Genomic DNA, 25,169 nt, shown 5'->3' on the forward strand with positions numbered 1-25,169 from the left:
GATTTATTAATAAGTTATTTTAATGTTTTTTTCAAAATCGTAAAGAGAAAGATAGCGAAGCTGATAATAAGCACCCCAAAAATCGCGGAGCGAAGAAACGTAATCGCGTTTCGCCGCATCATTTTCCTGGAAAGCAATACTTAAATCGGTAATGCTCAGGTTGCCTAAAACATAGCGTTCGCTGGCTATCTTATATTTTTCTGCGGCAATTTTTGCAGCCGTATCTGTAAGCTTGGTCTGTTCTTTCATCATATTAAAAAGCGTTACCTGCGTTACGATCTGCTGTTTAAAAGTTTGCTTATCCTGCTCAACAGCATAAGTTACCAGTTGCTCATTTGCTTGTGCTGTTTTTGTTCTTGATTTAGACCTGCCCCAATCCATAACCGGAATAGACAACTGTAGTTCAACGGTTTGCTGATTTTTCGGATTCCGGTAAACATCAAAAGCACTCAAGCCGGCATTGGAGAAACCCAGATTTGCCCTTAATGTAGCCTTAAGGCCATTTTCCCCCTTTGCTTTGGCCACGTCTCTTCTGGCTTCTGCCAACCGGCGGGCAAAACCAATCGCATCCGAACGGTTTGCAAAGGCTTCGGCCAAAACTTTTTCAGTAGCCACAGTCATTTGAGCAACGGCCTGCGGCATATCCAATTTTATCCTGTCGTCGCCCTCAATGCCCGTGTAACTGCGAAGGTTCAGTGTGGCCACCTCTACATCTCTCTTAGCCGTTCCAACGGCTTTTTGGGCATTAAGTACCTCCAGCTGAAGTTGGAGAATCTCATTTTTTGAAATCTTGCCCAATTCAAATTTAGTATTGGCAATACTCAGGATCCTTTTGGTGTTCGCATAATTTAATTCAGCAATATCGAGGTTAACCTGCGCCAGCAGTAAATCGAAAAAATATTCGGTAACGGTAATTGATATTTTCTCCTGTGTTTCTATAAAAACCTGTTTACTCTCACTGTATTTTAAAGGTTCAATTTTCTTGTCCCATTTTAAACTGTTAAACTGTAATAGCGGTTGTGTGTAACCAACTCCGTAAGGAATACCATTATAAAGCACACTTTTTCTGTCAAAATCATCAAACCGCTGCAGTTGGGTAGTTCCATAAATGGTGCCGCCAGTTGCGGCAATACTTTGACTAAAATTTAGTGTCAGTGAGGAATTATCATAATGTACGGGCTGGAAAAGAATGCTTCCGTTGGGTTGCTGTACCTGGGTATAAGTTTTGGTATAGCCGGGTAAAATACCCTCTAAAGCCAACTGTGGCTGGTAATTTGATTTGAAAGTACGCCACTCCCAGTATTTCGTCTCTTTAACCGTTGCTGCCTGTTTGGCCGCAATAGAATTGGCCCTGGCCATTTCAACTACCTGCAGCAGGTTAAGCTTAAGCGTATCGGTAACCGCGAATACTGCATGTATTGAGCTAAATAAAATAGCTAATCCAATAAGTACAATTTTCTTCATCATCTTAACGGCTTATTGTTACTTTTTCCGAGTTTTTGAAATCAGCCATATCCGAAGTAATGATTTCGTCTCCTGCTTTTAACCCACTTAAAATTTCAACATAATCAAAGTTGCTTAAACCTGTTTTCACCGTGCGCTTCTCGGCTATACCGTTTTTCAATACAAAGATCTCCTGTAAATTTGAACCGTTAAAAGCTGGCCCGTTCGCCACCCTTAAAACACCATTTCGGGTATCAGTAACCAAAAAAACATCAACTTTTTGATTGGGCCTTAATACTTTACTGTCTTTTTGATTCAACTGGATATCAAACGATACGGTGGCATTGGTTACTGCCGGTGAGATATTTACAACTGAACCTCTTAGTTGCGTATCACCAATTCTGATGATAGCAGCCATGTTATTGTGGATTTTATCCAGTAGATTATCAGACATGCTACCTGCAACTTTAAAGCCGCTTAAATCGGCTATACGTACCAAGGCATCGCCTTCGTGTACACTGGAGCCGATATTTTTATTTATCCAGGTAATTACCCCGGGCCTGGTTGCCGTTACATCGGCCAGATCAAGTTTCCGTTTCAATGCATCCAAATCATTTTTTTGAATGGCCAGTGCAATTTCAGCCTCCCTGATTTCGATTTTCATGGTTTGCTGCTTACTTTTAATTTCATTTTCGAGCTGTAGCTTCTCCAGTTCGGCCACCTTCAGATCGAGCTCGGCCCGCTCCACATCCTCTTTGGTTCCCCCACCGGCTTTAAGTAATCGTTTCGCCGATGAAACAGCATCTTTAAGGTTACTGATCCGCAACTGTTTTATGGCGTTGCTTGATTTAACATCAAAAAAACTTTTTTCTAAATCAAGCTTTAGCTTACTAATTTCATTTTGTTTGGACTCCATCTGAAATTGCAGCTTTCCATAATCGGTTTGGCTTACTGATTTATCCAGCAATAGAATAGATTGCCCTTTATTCACTTTTTTTCCGGCATCCATCAAAACATTTTTTATCGATGCACTTATAGGGCTGGTTAACACTTCTTCGAATTCAGGTAGCACCTCACCGGTGGCATTAATCGTATTTTCGATTATTCCGGTCTCCACTTTTGCCGTCGTGATATTGGCTTCCGTAAGTGCAGCTTTAAAATAAAACCGTACAAACCAGATACTGGCTACCAGCAAAATAAGGATGATAGAAACCAGCAAGTAATTTTTTTTCTTGTTTTTAGCTAAAACTTCTTCTTCAATGAGTTTGTCCATTTAAACATTTTTTGGAAAAGCTTTTACAAGCGGAATGCCAATATTAAAACATTAATAATCAAATATTTATAATTTTATATAAATATAAAAATGCCCGATATCGAACGTTTTGCCTGTTATCGAACGGATAAGGGCTGTGTACTGATGATGATAGAAATACAATTTTTTCTGAAGGTTATGATCTGCCTGACCAAACAGCTAACCGATAATAATAAGCTTACAGTTGGGTAACTGTTATTGTTGGGTGATATTGATGGAAACGATTATAAAACCCTAAAACCGGAATGCGAAGAGAAATCTCTTAAGAGCAGAGGCAAAATTAGCGGAAATCACGAAAAAGAAATATATGATAGCACAGTATAGCCAGTTCTAAATGATGCGATTTTCACATTAACCCGATTATTTCCAATTTTCAACAAATCGGCCATTAATGATAAGCTGGGACTGATTGGTTCGGCATTCCCAAAAATTCAATTTTCAAAGCCGACAACATCGAATCGCGTTAACGAGGGAAACATCCCAACGTTTATATTTGACAATCAATAAACTATAAAGTAAAAAACTACAAAACCTCCTAACCAATTACGGATTAATGGCAGTGGTAATTCTAACTATTTTGTGAACGAATTTATTTAAACAGGCCATTTTTCAAACTCCCAAAAAAATTAGGGCTGCCCCATCAAGAGCAACCCATTATCTTAAAACTTTAATATGCTTAAAAATTTTCCATCAGCAATTATTCCAGTGAAAACATTTCCCAGCCAGAAATAGTAGCCCTGTTGCATTTCATTGCCGATTGGCCGTTTTCTGAAGAAATGTATTTACCATTATTCCCTTTAAGGGAGATTTTTCCATTTGCGTTTACCACCCAGTCAAATTTTTCCCAATCGCTAATGCTTGTGCGGGTGCAGGTGATCCCGGTTGTAGCGCCATTTTCTGAAGATACATATTTGTTCATGCTTTTCAGGGCGATTTTTCCTCCACCAGCATCAACAATGGTAAAGCTTTCCCAGTCAGAGGCACTCGCCCGGTTGCACCTCATGGCTACTTCACCGTTTTCGCCGGAAACAAACATGTTATTAGAACCTTTTAGTTTAACCGTCTGACCAATGGGAGGTTCGGACTGTATTTGCAAATTGCCCAATTCCAGCCAACCGTTTGTAAAAGTTCCGGTTACGGCAAGCGCAATACCAGGCTTGTTGGCATTCGTTTTATCGATGATGGCCACCCCCCATTTATAATTGCCAGCCGGCAAATTAATTGCGGTTGTGGTAAAATTGTAACTCATAGGGTTATCTTTCAGCCACTTAGAAGGTTCACCATTTTCATCTATAAAAAGTTTTTTAACCACACCAGCGGTATCCAGAATGGCAAAAGCCACTTTATATTTATAATTCCACTGTGGAATGTTGTTGGGGCAGTAACCCCAACCCATATTTCTCCAGCGATGGCCTATTGTAGCGGTGGCCCCGTTGGCAATTTCATTTGGTAAAGATACCTGATCAGGATACAGCCGGTAGCCTCCTTCAGCATTAAAGCGCTGTACCAACGGAAAACTGGTTTGAAACCAGGAAGCCACTTCGCCAACCCTAAAATCCATCATATTTACAGCCGCTTCTGCCGATCTTTCAAATTCAGCCTTTCTTACATCTTCAGGATGCCCTTCGCGATATTGGCCGCTTGAATCGATCCAATAGCGGTGTGTGCCGGTCACAATCCATCCCCCCTCCATAATAATCGGTCGTTTATGTTTCCAGGTGGCTGCAAAGTTTTTCTCCCAGCTTTGGTAATAATCAGTCATGGCAAAAGCATCATGCCGCAGGCTATACCCTTGATTTATCGCTTTCACCAGTAACTGGTTGCTATTCGGGTTGGCTGCACCCCAGCTCGTAGGATGGCCTATTAACCGGTGGTAATTGATCACCAGCGGTACTTTGGTGAAGGTTCTGTTGTAGAGTGCCATGATCCAGTCCAGTACCTCTTCCTTTACGGTTTCTGTTTGTGCGGCTGTTAATACTCCTGGAGCGGCATACACGGTATTATGGGCTTCGCCCCATTTACCTAAACCATAGGCATCAATAAAAGAGGTGCGAACCGGATCGTTAAAGTCTTTGGCAAGCTCCTCAATAAATGTGGCGTAATATTGCCTGAAAATCGGATCTTGGGGAAAGGGCGTTTTCTGTGCTGGTACTGCAGGATTTGATAACCAATATTGAGCACCCGCCGTGAATACAAAGGCAGGGGTATTTTCTCCCTGGTCGCGCCCGTCTACCACAATCCGGAATGCAATGGGCAAACCTCTGGTTTTAACACCGTTAATGAGTTTACCGATCTGCGAGTTGGGGTCTCTCCAGGCATAAACGCCCGGACTTGGATTAAGTGATCGCCAGCTGGTCCGGATGTAACAGGCTGAGGCATAATCTATCGCCTTTACATTGGCACCCAGTTCTGGCACGAAAAACTGACTGTCCCAGTACGTTTCGGTGGCATCTCGTTTGCCATACATTACCCATCCATTTAATGGATTCCGTAACACCGAAGTACTATTATAAACCGGGTTAATCAGCACATTATTGGCAATAACAGCCAATTTTTGTGGTCCCTTATCAAAAGTTTGTGAAAGGTTTTCTTCCACCATTTTGGAACAGGAAAGCGAATGCAGCCCCAGAAGAGCAAGCAGCGTTACCTTTCCTGTCCACCCAAAAATGAGTTTTTTCATAGTAATAAATATTAAATTTTAGATTAGAGGTTTTGCTATTAATTCGGTACCTATTTTGAACCTGAGACTAAATTTTCTTTACACTAAACTTTTTTTCTCTGTAGGAATTGAGGACAAATGCCAATCCTTTATAAAAAGGAAGTTAAGCGTAAACCTTATCGATTAAAATGGTAATTGGCAAAGCGGATAAAATTTGTCCAATCATAAACATTGAGGTCGTGTTTTCCTTCCCTGAAATGGTAACCTATAGCCGAATGGATAATGGGTCTGTTCACATCGGGCATATTGTTAGAAAGCGTCACTTTCCTGCCATATAAATCGTAAACAGGTTTGGCATGTACCAATGATAAATAAGAACCATAAGGGTCTGCCCAGCGATCCTCCGTAGCGTTCGTAGTATACACTGGCCTCGGTGCAATCAAACCGATGAGCATGTGCTGATCTACAGGTAAGCTGTTTACATCATTGCTATATTTTTTGTAATTGTTGTTGAACCAGTAACCAAACTGTTTATTGATCAGGCTGATGGTTTCTCCATATTTACGCCTGGCCAGCGCTGCACCGGTACTTCCTGAGCAACTGCTAAACACCATGGCGAAGCGTTGATCCTGGGCTGCAGACCATAAGGCGGTTTTACCACCCCTTGAATGCCCTACCAGCGCAACCTTGTTAAAGTCGATATCTTTATCCGTTTTAAAGTAATCCATTACCCTGCTTGCTGCCCAGGCCCACACGCCAATGGCTTTCATGCCATTATCTTTTTCCAGCTCTGCAGGAAACAACTGTTTTAATACACCGTTCTGATAACTATCCTTCCGATCAGGCGCTACATCTGAATGATGGAAAGCCGCTATGGCGTAACCGCTGTCTATGACCATTTCGGCTGGCCAGAAAGTACTCTTTTCAATCCTCGCCGGATCTGTATTCCTGCTACTGCGGTTGTTAATCAGTAAAAACACCGGAGCAGGTTTTATCCGCTTATTGGGAATAAAGAGTATAACAGGAAACGATACTGAACGACCATCATTCCACGCTGTAATTGTTATTTCTTTCAAATGGGCTTTTCCATCCATAGCATCAGCTTTTTCATTGGCCACCACAAATTTCAAACTATCAAAACCGTCTGGTGTTTTTCCGTAAATGTGTTCTTCAAACAGGGCTAAAAGTTCTGGTCTGCGCTGCTTTTCCCACATGGCGACGTTTTTAATCTTTTTGCCCTTTGCGGTAACCAGTATATCAGGTAAAGTATAGGCTGGAACTGTACTTTCGTCATAGTTAACGATTTCTCCCATAAACCGATCTGTTTTCTGCGCATACACTCCAGCCGATAAAAACACCGGAGCAATAAAGCAGCCCAATGCTTTTTTCATCCAATTATTGATGCGCCAATTGCCTTGATTAGCCGGAAATTTGATTCTGTTCAACATCATCAATACCCTGGGTTTTGAATAAGTTTACTGGCCTTATTAATTTCAGATTGCTGAAAAGGATACCAATAATTTTTACTGGTAAAGGTTCTGTTTTCAATTACAAATGGGTTATAGGTTAACGCAGTGCCTACCTTGGTAATTTTCATTCCCCTAACCGGTCCGTTAAAATTACTTTCCCCATCCTTCCACCGGCGCACATCAAAAAACCGTTGTTCTTCAAAACATAATTCCACTCTCCGTTCATTTTTAATCCTGTCGCGCATTTGCGATTGTGTTAACCCGGCAAGTGCAGGCATTCCGGCACGGTTACGTACCGCATTTATCGCATTGTAAACCTCCGCATTCGGACCTCCAAATTCGTTCAGCGCTTCTGCATAGATCAGTAAAATTTCTGCATAACGAAACAATACCCAGGGCCTTCTTACGCTCGTTGTACCCGTAATGTTGTAAGTAGCGTTACCACTTAAAAATTTGCGCAGGTAATAACCAGATTTTGTACTGTTTACATTAGAAGGAACGTTATCACGTCCACCTTCATAAGTCTCTACGGCTCGTGTTAAGCTTCCTGTTTTAAAATTTGCGCCATTAACTACAATAAACTGGTTTAAACGCGGATCTCTGTTTGCATAAGGATTTTGTGGATCATAGCCTGATGTAGGGTCGGTTATGGTTTTGCCATTGGTCATTTCAAAAGCATCAACTAAATTCTGGGTAGGGTTTGTTCTGCCCAACCCACCGGTAAAGCTAATGGGTGCATTATTGGCTTCAATGGCATTCGTATTGCTTGCTGGCGTAGCGAAGATCACCTCGTTATTATAAGAGGTTGCTGTATTGGTGTAATCCCATAAGTTTGGAAATGAAGCCGTACTTAACAGGCTGTGTTTATTTAAGTCGATTAAATCCTTTGCTGCATTGGCCGCATTCTGCCAGCGTTGCAGATCATTGCCGGTGTTGTATAAAGGGCTTGCATAAACCAGCAGGGTTTTGGCTTTCAGCGCCATTCCCGCAGCTTTTGTGGCACGTCCGTAATTGGCCGCATCCCAATCTTTTGTGGAGGCTGCCGGAATCTGGCTGATAGCTGAGTCGCAATCCTTAACAATCTGTCTGACTACATCATCAACTGAATTGCGTGGAATATTCAGGTCTTCTACCGGTGAAAAGGACCGGGTGGCAAGAACAATGCCCCCATATCTTTTAAACAACTCATAATGTAATAAGCCCCTCAGAAAAAAAGCTTCTCCCCTTAGTCCGCGAAGATCGCTTGCGGGAAAAATCACTGCTGTGGGCGATCGCTCCAGGAAAGTATTGACTACCCATAAACCGTTATAAAGATTGGTATATTGCTCATCAAAAGTCCTTAAACTGCTCCAGTTACCATTATTAAAAATGTTTACATTGCTGTTTAAGTTTGAGTTAACTGCTTCATCACTTCCGCTGGCCATTAAGGCTCCTGAGCCATCAACATTGTATCGGGCAAGCATGTAATTATAACCGTTGTTTAAATACTCCCGCACACGTCTGTCGGTATTCCAGATCGCGTCTTCATTAACAGGCCCCTCACTGTACGAGGGTTCAAAAAATTCATCCTTGCAGGCAGTAAAGCTCATTAGCAAAACCGCCAGTACCATTTGCATTACATATATTTTCTTTTTCATACTCATTTTGAGTTAAAATTTAACAGTTAAGCCTACCGCAAAGGTTTTTACGTAAGGGTAAGACGAAAAACGACCTGCATTGGGGGTTTCGGGATCAATACCCAGTTCTCCGAGTTTGGAAATTGAGAAAATATTATTACCACTTACAAAGATCCTCGCGCCTTTAAAACGTAAGCGCTGGTTAAGGCTTTGTGGCGTACTGTATCCAATTTCAGCAGACCTGAGTTTTAAAAAATTCCCTGAATACAACCAAAAGGTGGAGTTGGCCGTGTTGTTCCCATTGTCTGATATTGCGATACGGGGATATTTTGCCGTGGCCGCTGTGGCCGGAGTCCAGCTATCTAAACTGAGCTGATTCAAGCCATTCGGACCTGCATATACAATGTCAGAGACATCCACAGTTCTGCCAGCAACGCCCTGGAACTGTGCGCCTAAATCAAACTGTTTATATCGGATATTAAAACCGAAGCCATAATATATTTTCGGAATATCGGTATAGTCGCTGGAAATGGCATCGTTGGCATCGATGACGTTATCATTGTTCACATCCCTGTATTTCAAATCGCCGGGCACCACAAGGCTCGAAAGGGTTTGCTTCGGACTGGTATTAATCTCTGCCTGGCTCTGAAAAATACCTTCAGCGATGTAATAATTTCCGCCATTCACATACCGGCCTATAGTAGACTGGTTAGGGAGTACGTTTTCCGTTCTTTCCAAAATGATATTTTTAGCATAGGTAAAGTTGGCGTTGGTACTGATTTGCACTTCACCAATTTTTTTATGGAAAGTTCCGCTGGCATCGAATCCTTTACTGCTTACCTTGCCTGAATTTACCTGCGCAATAGCTATCCCAAGGATCCCAGGTAAGTTTGCAGGACCAAGGATATCCGTTCGTTTTTCATCAAAATAATCAACAGAGAAGGAAAGTGCGCCTTTAAAAAAATCTACGTCTGTACCCAGGTTCAAGCGGTCAATTTTTTCCCAGGTGGTTAAGGGGTTACCTGCAGGGCTTACCAGCCTGGCCGTGGTTGACGTAGAAAAAGTAGACCCCAGAAATGGCCCTGCATCTCTGGTAAAGAGCGTACGGTATGGCAGTCTGACCACATTGCCATTGGCATCATAAGTTGGGCCGATATTACCCGAGCGACCATAAGATCCGCGCAGTTTCAGGTAACTGATTACGGAAGCATCTTTCATGAAATCTTCTTTGGATATTAACCAGCCGGCTGATACTGCCGGAAAAAAGCCAAAACGTCTTCCAGGCGCATAGTTTTCAGATCCGGAGTAACTTCCTGTAAATCCCAACTGGTAACGTTGCTTAAAACTGTAATCTGCCCGCCCTACAATCATCCGTGAACGGTAATCCAAACGGTCTACCGCAGCGCTTACATATTGTTGCGCCCTTACATTTGCCTTTACCTGATGATCTGTAGCAAAGGTTCTGTTGTAATCTAAGCCAAACCAGAGTTCATTGTTTTTGGTATTGGTTTGGAAAGCTGCAGTACGGTAAGCAATAACTGCCGGCGTACGATAAGTTTGTACAGGCGTGACGGTTTGATTGAAAACTGCATAATTCTGAGATAACCCGTCGCCATAATTACCATAACCATCATAAGAAAAGAAAAGGTTAGCCGAAAGGCCTTTGGTGATAAAATCCATTTTCTGATCGGCCATGATGCTGGCGAGCAAAATATTGGTGGTGGTTCTTGAAAATCCTGTAGACTGTAACTGGCCCAGGGGATTACTTTGAAAGAGGGAGGTTCCGCCGTAAGATCCATCTGCATTTAAAATTGGAAAGGCGTTTGGGGGCAAATTATACAGGTTACTTAAAACCGTGCTGGTGCCATCGCCAACATCATTACGCACTTCACTCCTTACGCCTGCCAACAACGTAAGTGTAAGTGTTTTGGTTACATCGTAATCTAAATTGATGCGGAAATTATAACGTTTATAGCCATAATTAGAATCGTAATTGGGCGTTTCCGTTTCCTTCAAAAGGCCTTGCTGGTTAAAGTAACTCACAGAACTGAAATAACGTACCCTGTTGCTCCCTCCGCTAAAGGTAAGCGCGTACCTTTGTGTAGCTGCTCTTTTGCCCAGAAAGCGTTCTAAGTAGTTATTGTCCGGATAGAGGTAGGGGTTGGTATGGTTTTTATAACCGTCAAGCGCTGCATCATTATAGGCCGGTACCTGCCCCACATTGGTTAAGCCCCGATTGTATAAAGTAGCAAAATCATACGAATTTAAGGGTTTGATGAGGTTACCGGCAGATTGAAAACCGCCCTGAGCATCAAAAGAAATCAGGTTCTCTCCTATTTTACCTCTTTTTGTGGTGACCAAAATTGCGCCATTACCTCCATTTAGGCCATACCAGTTTAAACCAGCAGCATCTTTTAATACGGTTACACTTTCTATTTCGCTGATATCCATATCTTCGAAATCACGTTCAATTCCATCAACCAGAAAAGCTGGCGTAGCGCCTTGCGCATACGATGATTTTCCACGGATTTGATAGGACACGTTTCCACCGCCCGGCTGATTACCTGTCCACCTGAATAAAAAGCCACTTAACCTCCCCGCTAGTAAACCAGAAAGGTTACTGATCGGTACTTGGGTAAGCTGATTATAGCGCAGCGAGCTCTGGGCATAATTCAATTCTTCCCGGCTGCGTGTAGCAAACGGAATTTCTATTAATTTATCTGTCGAGTCTGTGTAGTTAGCTTTCCTAACCCTGATGGTATCCTGCTTACCGTTAGTCTGTGCAAAGGCTGTGCAGGTAAGCAGATAGCTGATGATGCACAGCATAACGCCCGAACATTTAATATATCTTGTCATTTCTTAACTTTTAAAATTGATGTACAACCCAATCACTACCATCCCGGATTCTGTTTCAATGCACCACTGGTCTTATTCATTTCTGCCCGGGGAATAGGATATAAATACATATTGTTATTAAATACCTTTTTAAATGCAGGCAATTCGATCACACTATAGCTGAAAGAGCCATTAGCATTTTTAACCACTTTCATGGCCTTCATTGGCTGGGCCACAATTTCAGTCCCTTTTTTCCAGCGAAGGATATCCCACCAGCGCATATCTTCGAAAGCGAACTCGATGGCCCTTTCGTTTCTGATGCGTTCGCGCATTTCAGCCTGGCTGAGACCAGCTGGTAAAACCGGCATTTTAGCGCGCAGGCGAATGGCATTTACCGCATTGTATACTTCTGCGCTTGGCCCTGATTCTTCATTTAAAGCTTCTGCATAATTGATCAGGACTTCTGCATATCTGTAAAAAACATAATTCAGTAATGCTGATGCGGTTGAGCCCGAACGTGAAGCCTCCGGCCATAGCCTTTTCAGGTAGTAACTGGTTTTGGTTATTGAAGTTGCCGTGCTGATATCGGTTCCATAGGTAATAATACCCTGGGCATTGGGTTCAGATTGCCAGGTTTGCACCGCCCGTCCCTGCCAGGTTGCATTGTTATAAAGGATGTTTACATAAAACCGCGGATCTCTGTTGAGGTAAGGATTTTGAGGATTGTATCCTGAGGTGGCGTCGGTAATGGGTTTGCCATTGGCCATTTCGTACAGATCAACATGATTCTGAACAGGTGAAAGGTTAGATTGTGCACCTCCATAACTTGTAGGAATCAAAAAATCGCTCAGATAAGTCCCAATAAATCCACGGCCGCCACGGGGCCAGATCCGGATGTATTCGTTAGAGTTTGCTACCGTAAGCACATTGGCGTAATTGGGCTCCAGTGAAAATTTGTTCAGGTCCATAATTGCCTTTGATGCCTCTGTGGCTTTTTTCCATTTCGCCAAATCATTTTCCGGATTATTTAACGGACTGGCATCGAAGAGCAGGGCTCTTGCTTTAAGTGCCATAACCGCAGCCCCCGTAGCCCGGTTAGATTGTGCTGCCGGATTGGGCCAGTCGGCATTGGTTAGTGGCAACAGCGTAAGGGCCTGTTCCAGATCACTTAAAATCAATGCAAAGGTTTCTGCATAACTGCTGCGCGGAAGATCTGTAGAAGCTTCTGTAAAATCTTGTGGCTGGGTTAATATCACGACCCCTCCAAAACGCCTTAACAACTCGAAATAGAAGTAAGCGCGGAGATATAGTTGCTCACCCTTGATATAATTAGGATTATAAAGATCGGTCCAGGGAACTTTATCCATATTGGCCAGCATCAGGTTTGCATTTCTGATTCCACGGTACATTTGAGCGTAAATGCCTGTCACATCAGAAGCTCCCGGATCCAGAAATTGGCCACTGTTCATTGCCGCCACCTCTATCTGACCATTATTGGCAATAGACTCATCTGTAAATTGTGAGGTCATTCCTTTATATCCGCTCAGGCGGCCATAATCCGAAATAGAAAAAGTATAGGTAAAATCGCCAAAGCGGGAAGCCGTTAAGGGGTCTTTAAAAACCTCTTCAAGGTCGCTCTGGATGCCCACATCACGCTGTAAAAAATCCTTTTTGCAGGAATAAGCAATGCAGAGCATAAATGAAAACAAAAGATATATGATTTTTTTCATGATGGTAACCTTTGATTAGAGTGATAAATTGAGGCCAAAATTGAAAACCTTGGTGGTGGGAATAGTGGCAATAGAAGAGGCATAGGCATTTCCCGATAAGCTGTTTTCAGGATCGATACCATAAAAATTTGTCCAGGTGATTAAGTTCTGGCCGCTAACGAATACGGTAAGGCCATTCAGGCGAATTCTATTGACCCATTTTTTAGGCAAACTGTAACTGAACTGCACATTTCGTAATTTGATGTAAGAAGCGTCTTGCAGTATAAAGTCGTTTAAGCTTTCATTGGGATTTGCATTCAGGCCCGGACGGATTACCGGCCAGCTGGCATTGGTATTGCCAGGCGTCCATCTGTTTAACATTGGTGCGTAATACTGGTTAAGGCCGCCACTTTGAAACACCACGTTTGAACTCACATTCGTTACCCCATTAAAAAGTGCCGATAATTGAAATCCCTTATACCCAAATTGCATATTCAGACTGGCATTGTATTCCGGAATATTAGGATGCCCGATGGCGATTACATCCTGGTTATTAATGATTCCGTCGCCGTTAACATCCTGATATTTAAAATCGCCGGGTATAGAAGGATAGGCTGTAATTTTGTTCAAGGGACTGCTATCAATATCCTGTTGATCTGCATAAAAACCGAGTACATGGTATCCAAAATAGGTACCGATCGGCTTGCCCGACACCCGCAGATTTTCGGCAAGACCAGGTGCTTCATCCAATACCCTGCGCTCATTTCTGGCATAACTCAGGTTGGCCGTAAAGGAATAGGTAAAGTCCTTGATCTTATCCCGGTAAGTTGCTGATAATTCATATCCGTGGTTGTAATTGACACCATAATTGGTACTTGGCACGGTGGCACCATAAGTTGCAAAACTGGTTGCCGAACGGGTGGTTAAAATATCCGAACGCTCATCATCAAAAAGGTCAGCAGTGATGTTCAGTTTATCCTTGAATAAAGAAAGATCAAGTCCGATATTTCGTTTTAAAGACACCTCAAAGGTGATAAACGGATTGCCATATTGTAACTGGGTATAGGTAGGCGCGCTAAAGTTACTGTTCGGATTTCCAAATACCACGTTTGATCCGGCGCCAAACCTGTTCTGATAATAGAAACGGCTTGTACCGGGACTTGGAATCCCTACCCTTCCAATCGAACCTCTGATTTTAAACATGCTGATCCAGGTAAATTTTTTCATCCATTCCTCATTGGCCAGATTATAACCTAAGGTTGCTGCCGGAAAAAATCCGTAGCGATAACCCTTGGCATAATTCTCTGAACCATTGTAGGTTGCACTGGCTGTTAGAAAGTATTTATTTCCATAGTTATAAGTAGCCTCCGAAATGATTCCCTGGTTGGCATAAGGCGCGGCAGCCGCAGCTGAGCCCTGTAGTTCGCGCTGACCGATTAGATTGGCACTGATGTTATGCTTGCCAAACGATCTGCCATAGGTTAAAAACAACTGCAGATTCGTTTTGGTAAAACCACTTCTTGAATAGGCAGGCGCCCCAAAAAAATCATTATAGGTACCACCCACGGGTGTTAATGCCAAAGTGGCCCTGTTGAGTTCCAGATAGCCGATACTTCCACGCTGCAACTTTCCTGATAATTGGGTGGCATCGTAGCCAAACTGGGCCTTAAAACTCAGGCCCTGTGTTAAGAAATCAAGTTTTTGCTTTACGGTGAAAATCGATTCGGCAATATTGTTATCGGTAAAGGCATATCCACCATAAGTGAGTAAGGCGTAAGGATTGAAAGCATTTACCCCGCCCAATCCATAATTTACGATATGGTTATAGTTTCCATCCAGGGCAATAATCCGGGGATCATCGGAGTTGATGTATTCCTTAAAGAACGGAGCTGCCCATGAAGGCATTTTCAAAGCCCGGCCCACAAGTCCTTCAATACCGTTACTCACTACCCCTGCAGGATCATTGTATTCGCTCATACCCGCCGGACTATAACGGTGTTCGTTCCTGCCGGCAAGGTTCACCTCAAAATTGGTGGTTTTGGTGAGGTCTATGCCTACCCTGGCCCTGAAATTGTAACGGCTGTAGCTCGGGGAAGTTGAATAATCCAATGGTGTTTTAAATTCCTTAAAATTTCCTTCTTCGCGCATATGGCTAAATGAGGTAAAGTATTTTACCTTTTCACTGCCACCTGATATCGTGAGGTTTTGCTGGTTCTGCATCCAATGGTCTTTAACCAGTTCATCGTACCATTGCACATCCGGATAAAGTAATGGATTACCGTTTCCGGCCTTAAAAATCGCTAAATCCTCATCGGTAAAGGTTCTGGATTCACCCACGTTGCGTTGCCCCTCACTTAACAGCATAGCACTTTCATAAGCGCCAAGAATTTCAGGACGAGAGGTTGCACTGATGATGCCCAGATTACCCGAAAATGTGACCCTTGCCGGCCCCTCCACTCCCTTTTTGGTAGTCACTACAAACACGCCGTTAGCACCTTTCAAACCATATAGCGCGGTAGATGAGGCATCTTTCAGTATGTTTATGCTTTCAATTTCATTGGGATCAATATCACCGAAAGAGGTCCTTTCCACACCATCCACAATGATAAGCGCTGTAGCTGAGGGCGAAACCTGTCCGCGGATATACAAAGCAGCACCGTTAATTCCCGGACGTCCGGAAGTTTGCTGCACCACAAGACCCGGCACGCGACCTGCCAAAGCATTGTTCACATTCGTTACCGGCGCCTTCAATAAATCCTGGCCCGAAACGGTACTGATGGCAGCAGTAACGGCTGATCTTCTTTGTGTAGAATAACCATTCACCACTACTTCACTTAGCGAACTGCTTGCGGAAACCAGCGTGATGTTGATTACACCAGCAGCCCCTATGGTAACTTCTTTGCTTTCGAACCCAATGGTTGAAAACACAAGTACCTGCCCAGGATTAACATTGATTTTATATTTTCCATCCAGATCGGTCTGGACACCCGTAGTGGTACCCTTTATTCTGATGGTTGCACCTGGAATAGGCTGGTTTTTCTCATCTTTAACGGTTCCGGTTATTTCCTGAAACCGCATTGCAGGGCGTTTAGCAACGAAGCTGACGGCAATTTTTATGGGCCTGGCCGGCAATGCCTGGGCCTTACACCAAAATGCAGCAACCAAAAGAAGCCAGCCTTTGGACCTTAGGTTTATGTTTTTTATCATCTATCTTGGATATGGTTAGAATTATCTTTTTTTAATATTTCTGCTTTTTTGCGCAATACAAATCTCCAGGACACGCAGATGCGTCCTCATCAATTCCCCAAAAGGGTGCAGGTTTATCGCCGAATTAAAAATGGAGATGGAAAAGCATTAAAAGGGTTGATTCCAGCTTTTATGCTAAACCTCGGGTCAGGAAATGCCAATCAGGTTGAAAAGCATCTTTAATAGTATCGCCCGTAATTCAGATTTTGTGTTTTCCTCAATTTCAACAAGGGGAATAGTTAAGAAATAGGTTGTCATAATATTTAGGTTTATTATTTGGTTAACACAAATCTATATGCTTATCTGCTTTGGAGGGTTCACTTTTGTACGGAAATGGTTTGTTTTTGTACGCAGGAGTAATATTTGCAGTTTATTTTTAGAAAGTTTGTGTTTTACAAATCAAAATAACCCAAGCGGACTAAAGTTTAGTATCTGCAATTATTTTATCGATTCGTTTTTGCGATGATTTCAGCTGCCACTTTACGAAGATACTGCGCAAATTCTTCAGAAACATTTTCAGGCTTAAATTTGATATATTTAACCGAATCATTAAACAACATCCCATACCAGATTAATCCGCCAAGGTATTTCCCCGCATCATTGGCATGGTTCGGATCGAATACGAGCTCTTTTTTATTCCAATAGTACCCCACATTGATCGAATGGGTTTGATCAGGCAGACTTGGGGCTGTCGGATGCTCATAATTAAATGAAAGATCAGGCTTAAAACCATATTTCCTGTCATTGGCTACAATTTGGAAAGCATCACCTACCGGTAAAATCGGAGCATTGATCCGCTTAGCCAGGAGATGATAAGCCGCCCGTGATTTCTGCCACATTTCCCGCTGGTTCATCGCAGTTTTACCTTCGGCTATACGCCCAAATTTTTTTGCATCGGTACGGTAAGCCCAGGTTTGATGGATAACAATACGCACATGGGGTTGCAATGCTTTCACATAAGCAATAAGTTTACTGGCATAGGGATAGTAGGTTGAGGAGTCTGCCGAAAGATAAGAATACTGCTGAATCGTAACCATGTCCCATTTTCCTTGCCCCAACAACATTTTTAATGATTTCCCGCCGTAAGGTTTTCCCTTGGGGTCATCAGCATTGGCTTCTGCTTTTTCTACATAACTCCAATGCTGCTCAAGTGAATGTCCACCAAGTTCTGCGCGCCCTATAATGAGCGTTTTTCCGCCTTCTTTTGCCAGTTGCGGCAAAAAGGCAGATGCATTTTGAGAAAAACTGTTCCCTATAATAAATAAACGTAAGGTATCTTGCCGGCTTTGCGCAAAAACATTTGCGGCCAGGCAAACCAGCAAAAGGGAAGACATGCTCAACTTAGTTAAAGTCGAGAACTGTAGTTTCATATTAATAATCATAATCGTCTATTTTACCTTCTTCATATATTCATACAATTGTGTTCCCGCCAGCAAAAATGCACCAACGCCATACACCTCAGTACTACCGGCATTTACGGCATCCGGACTTGCGCCAATGGGTTGTACATAACCCAGCATCCCATCTTCATGTACGGCAGAAACCATGGCTTTCCATGACTTTTCGACCACAGGAAGATATTGTTGTTTTTTCAAAACACCGTGATTTAAACCCCAGGCAATGGCATAGCAAAAAAAGCCGGTCCCGCTCATCTCTTTAACCGGAAAACTTGCAGGATCCAATAACGAAGCATGCCAGCTGCCGTCCGGCTGCTGTAATCCTGCTACTCTGGATACCATATCCTTATAAAGCTGAATCATTTTATTTCTATCCGGATGATTTTTTGGCATATTCTCCAACACCCTTACCAGGCCGGCCAATACCCATCCATTGCCTCTTGACCAGAATATTTTTTGCCCGTTTTTCTCTCTTTTATTAAAGAAACTCTCATCTCTGAAAAATAGCTTCTCCGAAGGGTCATATAAAAATCCGGTTGTCTTCCACCACAATTTAACAGCTGTATTAAGATACTTTTCATCTCGGGTAGCCGTACTTAAATAAGCAAGCGAAGGCGGCCCCATAAAGAGGGCATCGCACCAGGCCCACTCCCTTTTCTGGATATTATTTTTCCAGTTCAAAGGTTCGTCGTGTGGCTGGCTGATGATACTATCGGCCTGTAAAATAAAAGGAGCAATCATCTTTTTCTGCTTAAATTTGCTGTAAAGCTGCGCATAAGTTTGTCCTATACAATAATCATCTGCATAAAAGCGCAAATGTCCGGTATTCCAGCCCAAATCATTTCCAATATCAACCAGCGTCTGCAAGTAGCGTTCGTTGCCCCGCAGGTTGCCGAAAGCAAAAATACCGGTATAGCAGGCACCATTGGTCCAATCTGCTTTTCTATGATTAAACCCTTTGTTCTTCCAGGTATTTAATTGCCAGTCTGCCACCCGCTGCATCGTTTTAAAAATGTTTGCGGTTTCCAGAATAGAATCAGTTTTTAAAGGTGTTTCACCTGAAAAAGCACTAAATCCGCCGTAACAGCTAAATACCAGGATCAGAAGCAGTCGTTTTAAATTCATATTTTTCATTTCTTAATTGATTATTTTTGATAAACCCTTATATAATCCACTTCAAACCTGGCCGGGAAGGTGGTTTGAGAAGGATCTCCACCTTGTTTACCCCCTATCGCCAAATCGAGCAGCATATAATGCGGTTGTTTAAAAGGATTGATATTGGTACCATCCTGGTTGACCAACCGGTCTAATGACACTTTATTTAAAAGCTGGTTATCTACATAAAGTGCGATGCTGTTTTCATCCCAATCCATTCGCCAGATATGAAAGCGATCTGCCCATGCCTGACCGCCAAGGGAATCGATATTTTTCTCTGTACTAAACCAGGCATCTTTTCGGTTTGCATCCATAAAGGCAATATTGGCGAGCAGTTTTTTCCGGTAATATTCCATCATATCGATTTCACCGGTTGCAGGCCAGAATCCTTTTGTTCCCAGCGTCCACCAGGCTGGCCAGATGCCGTCCCGGATATCTATTTTACCGCGCATAACAAACCGGCCATAAAGCCAGCTATGTAACCCCTGGGTTTTGATGCTGGCTGAAGTGTAATCCGCTTCCCGCCTATGCTTTCTCCAGTCGCTGTTTCCTTCCTTAAAATCGGGGTTTGCCTTTTTTTCTCTTTTGGCCTCCAGAATTAGTTTGCCGTTTTCACACCTTGCATTTTCCTTTTGGTACCATTGGTATTCTTCATTGCGTTCAAATCCGAGTTCGTAAGTCCAGTTAGCCGGATCAGGTGCGCCGTTATTATTAAATTCTTCGGCCCATACCAGTTTGTAACCCCCTGAATGGAGCGCTGGGGGCTTAGGATTTTTTGATTGTTGGGCTACTCCCGATAAGCTGATGCATAAGGCACAGGCCGGCAATAATAATTTAATTAGATATTTTTTCATGGGGAATAATTTATTGGTATCCGTTTAATCGTAAGGGCATAAGGGTTGGAAATGTCCAGGCATAATCGTGTGTGGTATACATAATGGGGCGATATGGTGCAAGATAATCATCAAATTGCGGCGAAGGATAAATGCCATTCATCGCTTCCAGTAAGTTGGCCGGCCAGAAACCTGTTATAGTATGCACACTACCCGTATCCGGATTTTTAAAAAATTTCCATTCTTCGGGGTGTTGATTGTAGTAAAAAAGATAATCAAGTGCTTTTTTGAATGATGCCCCATCGCGCGATGCTTCAAAGAGATTCTCACCTGTCTGATTATAAATGATCCAGCTGGATGCGGTAAGCGGTGCCAGAGAAAAATAGGTATACCAAATGCCTTTTCCCTGTCGTTTTACTTCCTCCACCAAATGTCCATCCGGAGCAATTTTATCGAAAAGGTCTTTTTTGATTAAGGTTATGTTTTGCTGCATATCTTCCCGGTCTTCCAGGTAGGTGTCTGCCAGGATAGAAGCCAAACGAGACCAATCGCCAGAATTGTTGTTCCGGTACCGGATGCTGTTTGCTGCAGCACGAAATACATTTTTAGTCCACCATTGAAATTGTGTTACCTCTTTAGGCTGCCATCTTTTATAATCTTTGAGCAAATCGGCACTGATCATCAAGGCAGTACCAGAATACGACATCACCAGTGAACCATCCAGCTGAGAATATTTTTTATTGACCGCTGCCCAGGCATTCAGAAAGTAAACGGCTTTGTCTGCATATTTTATTTTTCCACTCAGCTGATAAGCTAAGGCACAGCTATATGCCGAAAAACCATCTACCTGAAGTGCCCGTGAAGTTCGGCGGTGGGTTTCCTTGTCAACATAAAAACCCGGAATACTGAAATCTTCTACCGCATGTTGCGTGACCAGCAAAGCCGAATCTGCTTTAATCAGCAATGCCTTATAGGCTGATAAATAAGGTTCTTTTCTGGCTTTGAGCTGTTTTTTAACAAAATCGATCTGCTGTTGCGGATGCATCCCCTTTAGCCGATGTTGCGCAAAAGCTTCCTGACCCTGCAGTGTGCATAATAGCGTGGTTGTAGATAAAATAATAAGAAAAAATTTCAAGTGCTTCATAGGTTTTATTTGGTTAATGAGAGTGCTTTAACAGTGTAATTGTCTGCATGCTCGGCAATAATTTCTTAAACGGCATTATTCTCTGTACTAAAGCGTTTTTTATATTCAGACGGACTGGTTTCAAATTGTTTTTTAAAGCATACACTAAAATACTTGGCGTTGTTGAATCCGGTTTGATAAGCCACTTCTGCCACGGTCAAATCTGCATGTTCCAATAAGTAGGCACTTCTTTTAAGCCGGATGTTTAGAATAAATTCTTTGATCGACATGCCAACAATGTCATTGATCTTTTGATACAGGATTGTTCTTCCGGTATTCATATCCGAAACAAAATCATCTACAGAGTAATTGGGATTGGCCATATGCTGCTCAATAAACTTCATGGCCTTAACCAGCAATTCCTCATCCATTGAAGTAATAGTTACTTTAGCCGGATCTACGACCAGCCGCTTGCTGTACATTTCCCTCATTTCCTGCTGGTTTTTCAAAATGGTATCCATCTGCTGAACCAGGTATTCCACTTCAAAAGGTTTATCAATAAAAACGGTTGCGCCATGTTCAAGCGCTTTGGTTTTATTCTGGTTTACATCACCCATACCCGAAATCATGATGATGGGTATGTGGCTGGTTTTAAAGTTCTGCCGCAAGTGGTTACATACCTCAAATCCATTGGTGTTTGGCATCATCAGGTCGGTAATAATGAGTTGAGGGTATATTTTTTCAGCTTTAACAATACCCTCATGACCATCGCTGGCCAGATAGACATTGTATTTTTCAGACAAGCGGCGTTCCAGGTAGTTCCGCAAATTAGGATCATCGTCGATCAACAAAATACTGGTCGATTTCCTGGCATGCTTTGGAGATAGATCAGGTTCTTCGGCTCCTAAAAGGATTTCATCAATTTCGGAGATGGTATAATCGTACACGTTCGACTGCATATCGCCAGATCCTGCTTCTTTTTTAAGCGGGAGCATCATCGTAAATGAAACTTTATTGGTTTTATTTACCATCCAGATTTTTCCCCCAATGGCATCAACCAGTTCTTTTACAATGGCCAGGCCAAGACCCGAACTTTCTTCAAAAGTAGGGCGATAAGATGACAAGCGGTTAAAGGAGGTAAATAGTGTAGCAATCTGCTCTTCCGAAAAGCCTATACTGGTATTTAACACTTCAACAGATATGTATTCTCTTTCAAGGAGATCCGGCTCAATAGCTAACCTCGACTGTTCCTCGGCTGTAGATTGATAAATCCTTACGCCTACATAGCCTTTACCAGAGGTGTACTTTAAGGCATTAGAGAAAAGATTGGTCAGGATTTTTTCAATAATATCATAATCGAAAGCCACAAACAAATGGTCTGCATGAGCAGTAAAATTGGTTTCTATTTCTTTTTTGTTTGCATAGAGTTCAAAAAGACCAAAAACATCGTGTACAAAACTGACGAAATCGCCAAGCTGTGGATTTAGGGTTATTTTCTGGCTTTCTATTTCCCGAAAACGAAGTAACTGACTAATTGAACGCTGTATGCGCGCCACATTTTTCTCAATTAATTGCATATAGCCCGCTGCATGGTCATTTTTCTGAACGGTTTCTTTTAACTGCTTCAATGGTTCGAGCACCAGGGTAAGCGGAGTTTTAAGATCGTGCGAAATATTGGTAAAAAAATCGGTTCTCGCCTGGTTCAAATCCCGCATGTTCTGTTCTTTAATTGCTTCTAAAGCCAATCGTTCCTTAAAGACCTTTTTATTGGTATAATACCGCATGATGAAGAATAAGAGGCCCAGCACAATTAAAGTGTAAATGGAGTAAGCCCACCAGGAGAGGAAAAACGGCGGGTTGACATGGAAATAAAGCCTTGAAATTTCGTCGCCCCAAAGCCCGTCATTGTTGGAGGCCTTGATCTCAAAAACATAATCTCCGCCTGGTAAATTAAAGAACTGAACAGCTTGTTGATTAGGATTCAGCTTCATCCATTTATCGTTTAAGCCAAGCATGCGATAAGAAAACTGATTTTTATCTGCCGATAAATAGCTGTTTGACGAAAAACGGATTTCTATATTAGACTGGTGACTGGAAAGTTTGATTTTTTCATCATCGTGATTGCTTAATGTGGAAATATCTTTGCTTAAAGGTGAATCTTGCGTTACATTGTTTACCAGTTGATTATTAACTAATAAGCTGGTAAAAAATACCCTCGGTTTCTGAATGTTTTTATTGAGGTATTGCGGATCAAAAAGTACAAATCCGTTGGTCCCCCCAAATAACAGTTCTCCTTTTTTGGTCTTATAGGCCGACCTTAGATAGAAAGAACCGCAACTATTTGCTTTATAAAATCTGGCTTTTTCAAACTTCTGCGCTTTCTGCTCAAAAAAGTACAGCCCATCGTTTGTGCTAAACCAGATATTTCCGGAAATATCGTCTTCCAGAATACCAAAAACAATTTTAGGAGAAAAGCCATTGGTACTGTTAAAGTTAAGATAGCGTCCGTCTTTCTTTAAAAGATTTACACCTCTTCCCGAAGTACCCAACCAGAGGTCTCCATTTGATGCTTCATAGTAGCAACCCAGGTGATTCACCGCGTAAGGACCATCTTTGATGACATAGTGACGCAGCACTTTAAGCGTATTAGGATCTGCAATATAAAGCCCTTGATGAGTAACCAGACGAAGCTGTTGCTGCTGATCGATCGAAATGGCCTCAATCTCTACATCCAGTGCATTTCCGTTTGCAGCGATTAATTTAACCATCTCCGTTTCTGTTGCCTCGTTTTTTTTGCGGTGGAAAAAGTTTTTATCCGGATCGGTCATCCACCAGGTTCCCCCGGCATCCCGTACAAAATCATACACGGTTAAAGGCTGCCGGCTTCCGGGTAAAAGGATGTTGAGGTTACTAAAACGCTTTGTCGCTATTTCATAGGCAGAAATACCTCCATTGAAAGAGGAAATAAACAGTTTTTTTCGATCGGAATCAAATTTTAAGCGCTTAACCATGTTGGAGTTGATGGAATTGGCTTCGGCCTTGGTAAAATGGCGGAAGCTGTCATCCTTCCGGTTCCAATAGTTGAGTCCACCGCCCTCTGTAGCAATCCATACATTGCCCATATCGTCTTCCTGAAAACCACTTACGATGGGATGGTTGAGCCCGCCCGGGCTGGTGGTGAAATAACGGACATAAGCATCATAAAGTGAACAATAAGCAATTTTGCCACCATAAGTGCCAATCCATGCCCCCTGGTCAGGGTCTCCGTAAATGGTCCATATCGAGTTATTGGGCAATGAAAAAGCATCGTTCGGATTCATTTTGAGCAGCTTGCTGGTCTGTGTTTGCGGATCATAAAGCAGCAGTCCGGCTTGTGTGGCTACCCACATAATGCCCACCTGATCGATAAAGATTTTTTTGGCAATCGTGGTCTGGAAACCCGGTCCTGTAACCGGAATGTTTTTTTTGATTACCCCATTGGCGTCGGTCACGAAAATACCACCCCGCTGGGTAAGAAAATAATAGTCGCCCCCATAGGCTACAGCATCATTCACCACAAAGGAGGTTTGACCCAAATTGGTAAAAACTGAAAAGTGCGCCGTTCTGGTATCAAATCTGTAAAGTAAATTCTCCTGAGAGAGATAAATATTTCCTTTCAGGCTGATCACACTGTCAAAATACCTGTTGGTAGGAAGTTTGATTTTCTTAAAAACCTTTTTCTCCAGGCCAGATATATATAAACTGTCGCCAGAGAGCATGTATAAATTGCCATCATTATGGAGACATATAGAGCGGATTTTTCCAGGCAGAACCAGTTCAAAATTAAATTGCCCATAGTTAAACTTCAATAAACCATGATTAGTGCCCAAAAATAATCCGCCCTTTTTATCGGTCACCAAAGAACCGTAAGCCCATTTCACCTTTGGATTGCTCTTCGAGGCCAGGTCATTTAACTGATAAAAACTGTTCCCGTCATACATAAAAACAGCATCCGGACCAGTATACCACATGCGTCCCAAGCTATCTTTGGTGATGCTCTGAATACCACTGTAATATGATGTTTCGGGCATGACATGGAACCGATACCTGGAAATATCAATTGCAGCGGCACTTTTCAGCAAAAAGGCTGAAAAAAAAGCAGCAAACAGAAGATTTTCCGTATATCCTTAAGGTCGAAATGCATACGCAGGTATTCTTTTTGGTTTTCTAATGATCGTTTAAATTTCCCATCTATCAATTTCTTTCCATTTTCAGCTGACAGATATCAATAGCGAAGGGATGCAGCTAAAATAAGTGTTATCATCGCCACGGTTAACTGTGTATATCATAAATTGTAATTCCTTTCGGATTTGTTACGTTGAAGATTAGCTTG

General features: G+C 42.4%; 13 protein-coding genes. All 13 read right to left on the reverse strand.

Features of this window, described 5'->3' with window-relative positions; translation table 11 throughout:
• Positions 1–6: 6 nt before the first annotated feature.
• Entirely contained in the window at positions 7–1,467 is a 1,461-nt protein-coding gene (locus tag DV942_RS03295; protein ID WP_222431156.1) for a TolC family protein, read from the reverse strand.
• Position 1,468: 1 nt separating this feature from the next.
• On the reverse strand, positions 1,469–2,716 hold the full coding sequence (locus DV942_RS03300) for an efflux RND transporter periplasmic adaptor subunit (protein WP_145855267.1): 1,248 nt from the start codon (positions 2,714–2,716) through the stop codon (positions 1,469–1,471).
• Between the two features lie 736 nt (positions 2,717–3,452).
• Complete coding sequence (locus DV942_RS03305; protein ID WP_186462411.1) at positions 3,453–5,435, reverse strand: fascin domain-containing protein; 1,983 nt, start codon at positions 5,433–5,435, stop codon at positions 3,453–3,455.
• Between the two features lie 155 nt (positions 5,436–5,590).
• Positions 5,591–6,865: an alpha/beta hydrolase gene (locus DV942_RS03310; protein WP_222431157.1), complete on the reverse strand. Its 1,275-nt coding sequence runs from the start codon at positions 6,863–6,865 to the stop codon at positions 5,591–5,593.
• Positions 6,865–8,520, reverse strand: a complete 1,656-nt coding sequence (locus tag DV942_RS03315) for a RagB/SusD family nutrient uptake outer membrane protein (protein ID WP_222431158.1) — start codon at positions 8,518–8,520, stop codon at positions 6,865–6,867. Before DV942_RS03315 ends, DV942_RS03310 begins: the two co-directional genes overlap by 1 nt.
• Before the next feature lie 12 nt (positions 8,521–8,532).
• Entirely contained in the window at positions 8,533–11,355 is a 2,823-nt protein-coding gene (locus DV942_RS03320; protein ID WP_145855269.1) for a SusC/RagA family TonB-linked outer membrane protein, read from the reverse strand.
• A gap of 35 nt (positions 11,356–11,390) precedes the next feature.
• Positions 11,391–13,064, reverse strand: a complete 1,674-nt coding sequence (locus DV942_RS03325; protein ID WP_222431159.1) for a RagB/SusD family nutrient uptake outer membrane protein — start codon at positions 13,062–13,064, stop codon at positions 11,391–11,393.
• Between the two features lie 15 nt (positions 13,065–13,079).
• Positions 13,080–16,250 (reverse strand): SusC/RagA family TonB-linked outer membrane protein, encoded by a 3,171-nt coding sequence (locus DV942_RS03330; protein WP_090985473.1) that lies wholly within the window; start codon positions 16,248–16,250, stop codon positions 13,080–13,082.
• Between the two features lie 482 nt (positions 16,251–16,732).
• Positions 16,733–17,671, reverse strand: a complete 939-nt coding sequence (locus DV942_RS03335) for a DUF4886 domain-containing protein (protein WP_244278842.1) — start codon at positions 17,669–17,671, stop codon at positions 16,733–16,735.
• Positions 17,672–17,677: 6 nt separating this feature from the next.
• Positions 17,678–18,811: a glycoside hydrolase family 88/105 protein gene (locus DV942_RS03340; RefSeq protein ID WP_244950817.1), complete on the reverse strand. Its 1,134-nt coding sequence runs from the start codon at positions 18,809–18,811 to the stop codon at positions 17,678–17,680.
• Between the two features lie 20 nt (positions 18,812–18,831).
• Positions 18,832–19,695 (reverse strand): glycoside hydrolase family 16 protein, encoded by an 864-nt coding sequence (locus DV942_RS03345; RefSeq protein ID WP_090985469.1) that lies wholly within the window; start codon positions 19,693–19,695, stop codon positions 18,832–18,834.
• A 10-nt stretch (positions 19,696–19,705) separates the two neighbouring features.
• Entirely contained in the window at positions 19,706–20,818 is a 1,113-nt protein-coding gene (locus DV942_RS03350) for an alginate lyase family protein (protein ID WP_208864402.1), read from the reverse strand.
• 65 nt (positions 20,819–20,883) lie between these two features.
• The gene (locus DV942_RS03355; protein WP_090985650.1) at positions 20,884–24,867 is read right to left on the reverse strand and encodes a hybrid sensor histidine kinase/response regulator transcription factor; all 3,984 of its coding nucleotides are present in this window, start codon (positions 24,865–24,867) and stop codon (positions 20,884–20,886) included.
• Positions 24,868–25,169: the final 302 nt, after the last annotated feature.

Source organism: Pedobacter suwonensis (assembly GCF_007833675.1).
Taxonomy (GTDB): Bacteria; Bacteroidota; Bacteroidia; order Sphingobacteriales; family Sphingobacteriaceae; genus Pedobacter; species Pedobacter suwonensis.

Bases quoted from the DNA above. Each gene is read 5' to 3' on its own strand.
- DV942_RS03300 (WP_145855267.1), bottom strand. From the start codon at position 2,716: ATGGACAAACTCATTGAAGAAGAAGTTTTAGCTAAAAACAAGAAAAAA.
- DV942_RS03335 (WP_244278842.1), bottom strand. From the start codon at position 17,671: ATGATTATTAATATGAAACTACAGTTCTCGACTTTAACTAAGTTGAGC.
- DV942_RS03355 (WP_090985650.1), bottom strand. From the start codon at position 24,867: ATGCCCGAAACATCATATTACAGTGGTATTCAGAGCATCACCAAAGAT.
- DV942_RS03310 (WP_222431157.1), bottom strand. From the start codon at position 6,865: ATGATGTTGAACAGAATCAAATTTCCGGCTAATCAAGGCAATTGGCGC.
- DV942_RS03320 (WP_145855269.1), bottom strand. From the start codon at position 11,355: ATGACAAGATATATTAAATGTTCGGGCGTTATGCTGTGCATCATCAGC.
- DV942_RS03330 (WP_090985473.1), bottom strand. From the start codon at position 16,250: ATGATAAAAAACATAAACCTAAGGTCCAAAGGCTGGCTTCTTTTGGTT.
- DV942_RS03350 (WP_208864402.1), bottom strand. From the start codon at position 20,818: ATGAAGCACTTGAAATTTTTTCTTATTATTTTATCTACAACCACGCTA.
- DV942_RS03345 (WP_090985469.1), bottom strand. From the start codon at position 19,695: ATGAAAAAATATCTAATTAAATTATTATTGCCGGCCTGTGCCTTATGC.
- DV942_RS03325 (WP_222431159.1), bottom strand. From the start codon at position 13,064: ATGAAAAAAATCATATATCTTTTGTTTTCATTTATGCTCTGCATTGCT.
- DV942_RS03295 (WP_222431156.1), bottom strand. From the start codon at position 1,467: ATGATGAAGAAAATTGTACTTATTGGATTAGCTATTTTATTTAGCTCA.
- DV942_RS03305 (WP_186462411.1), bottom strand. From the start codon at position 5,435: ATGAAAAAACTCATTTTTGGGTGGACAGGAAAGGTAACGCTGCTTGCT.
- DV942_RS03315 (WP_222431158.1), bottom strand. From the start codon at position 8,520: ATGAAAAAGAAAATATATGTAATGCAAATGGTACTGGCGGTTTTGCTA.
- DV942_RS03340 (WP_244950817.1), bottom strand. From the start codon at position 18,811: ATGAATTTAAAACGACTGCTTCTGATCCTGGTATTTAGCTGTTACGGC.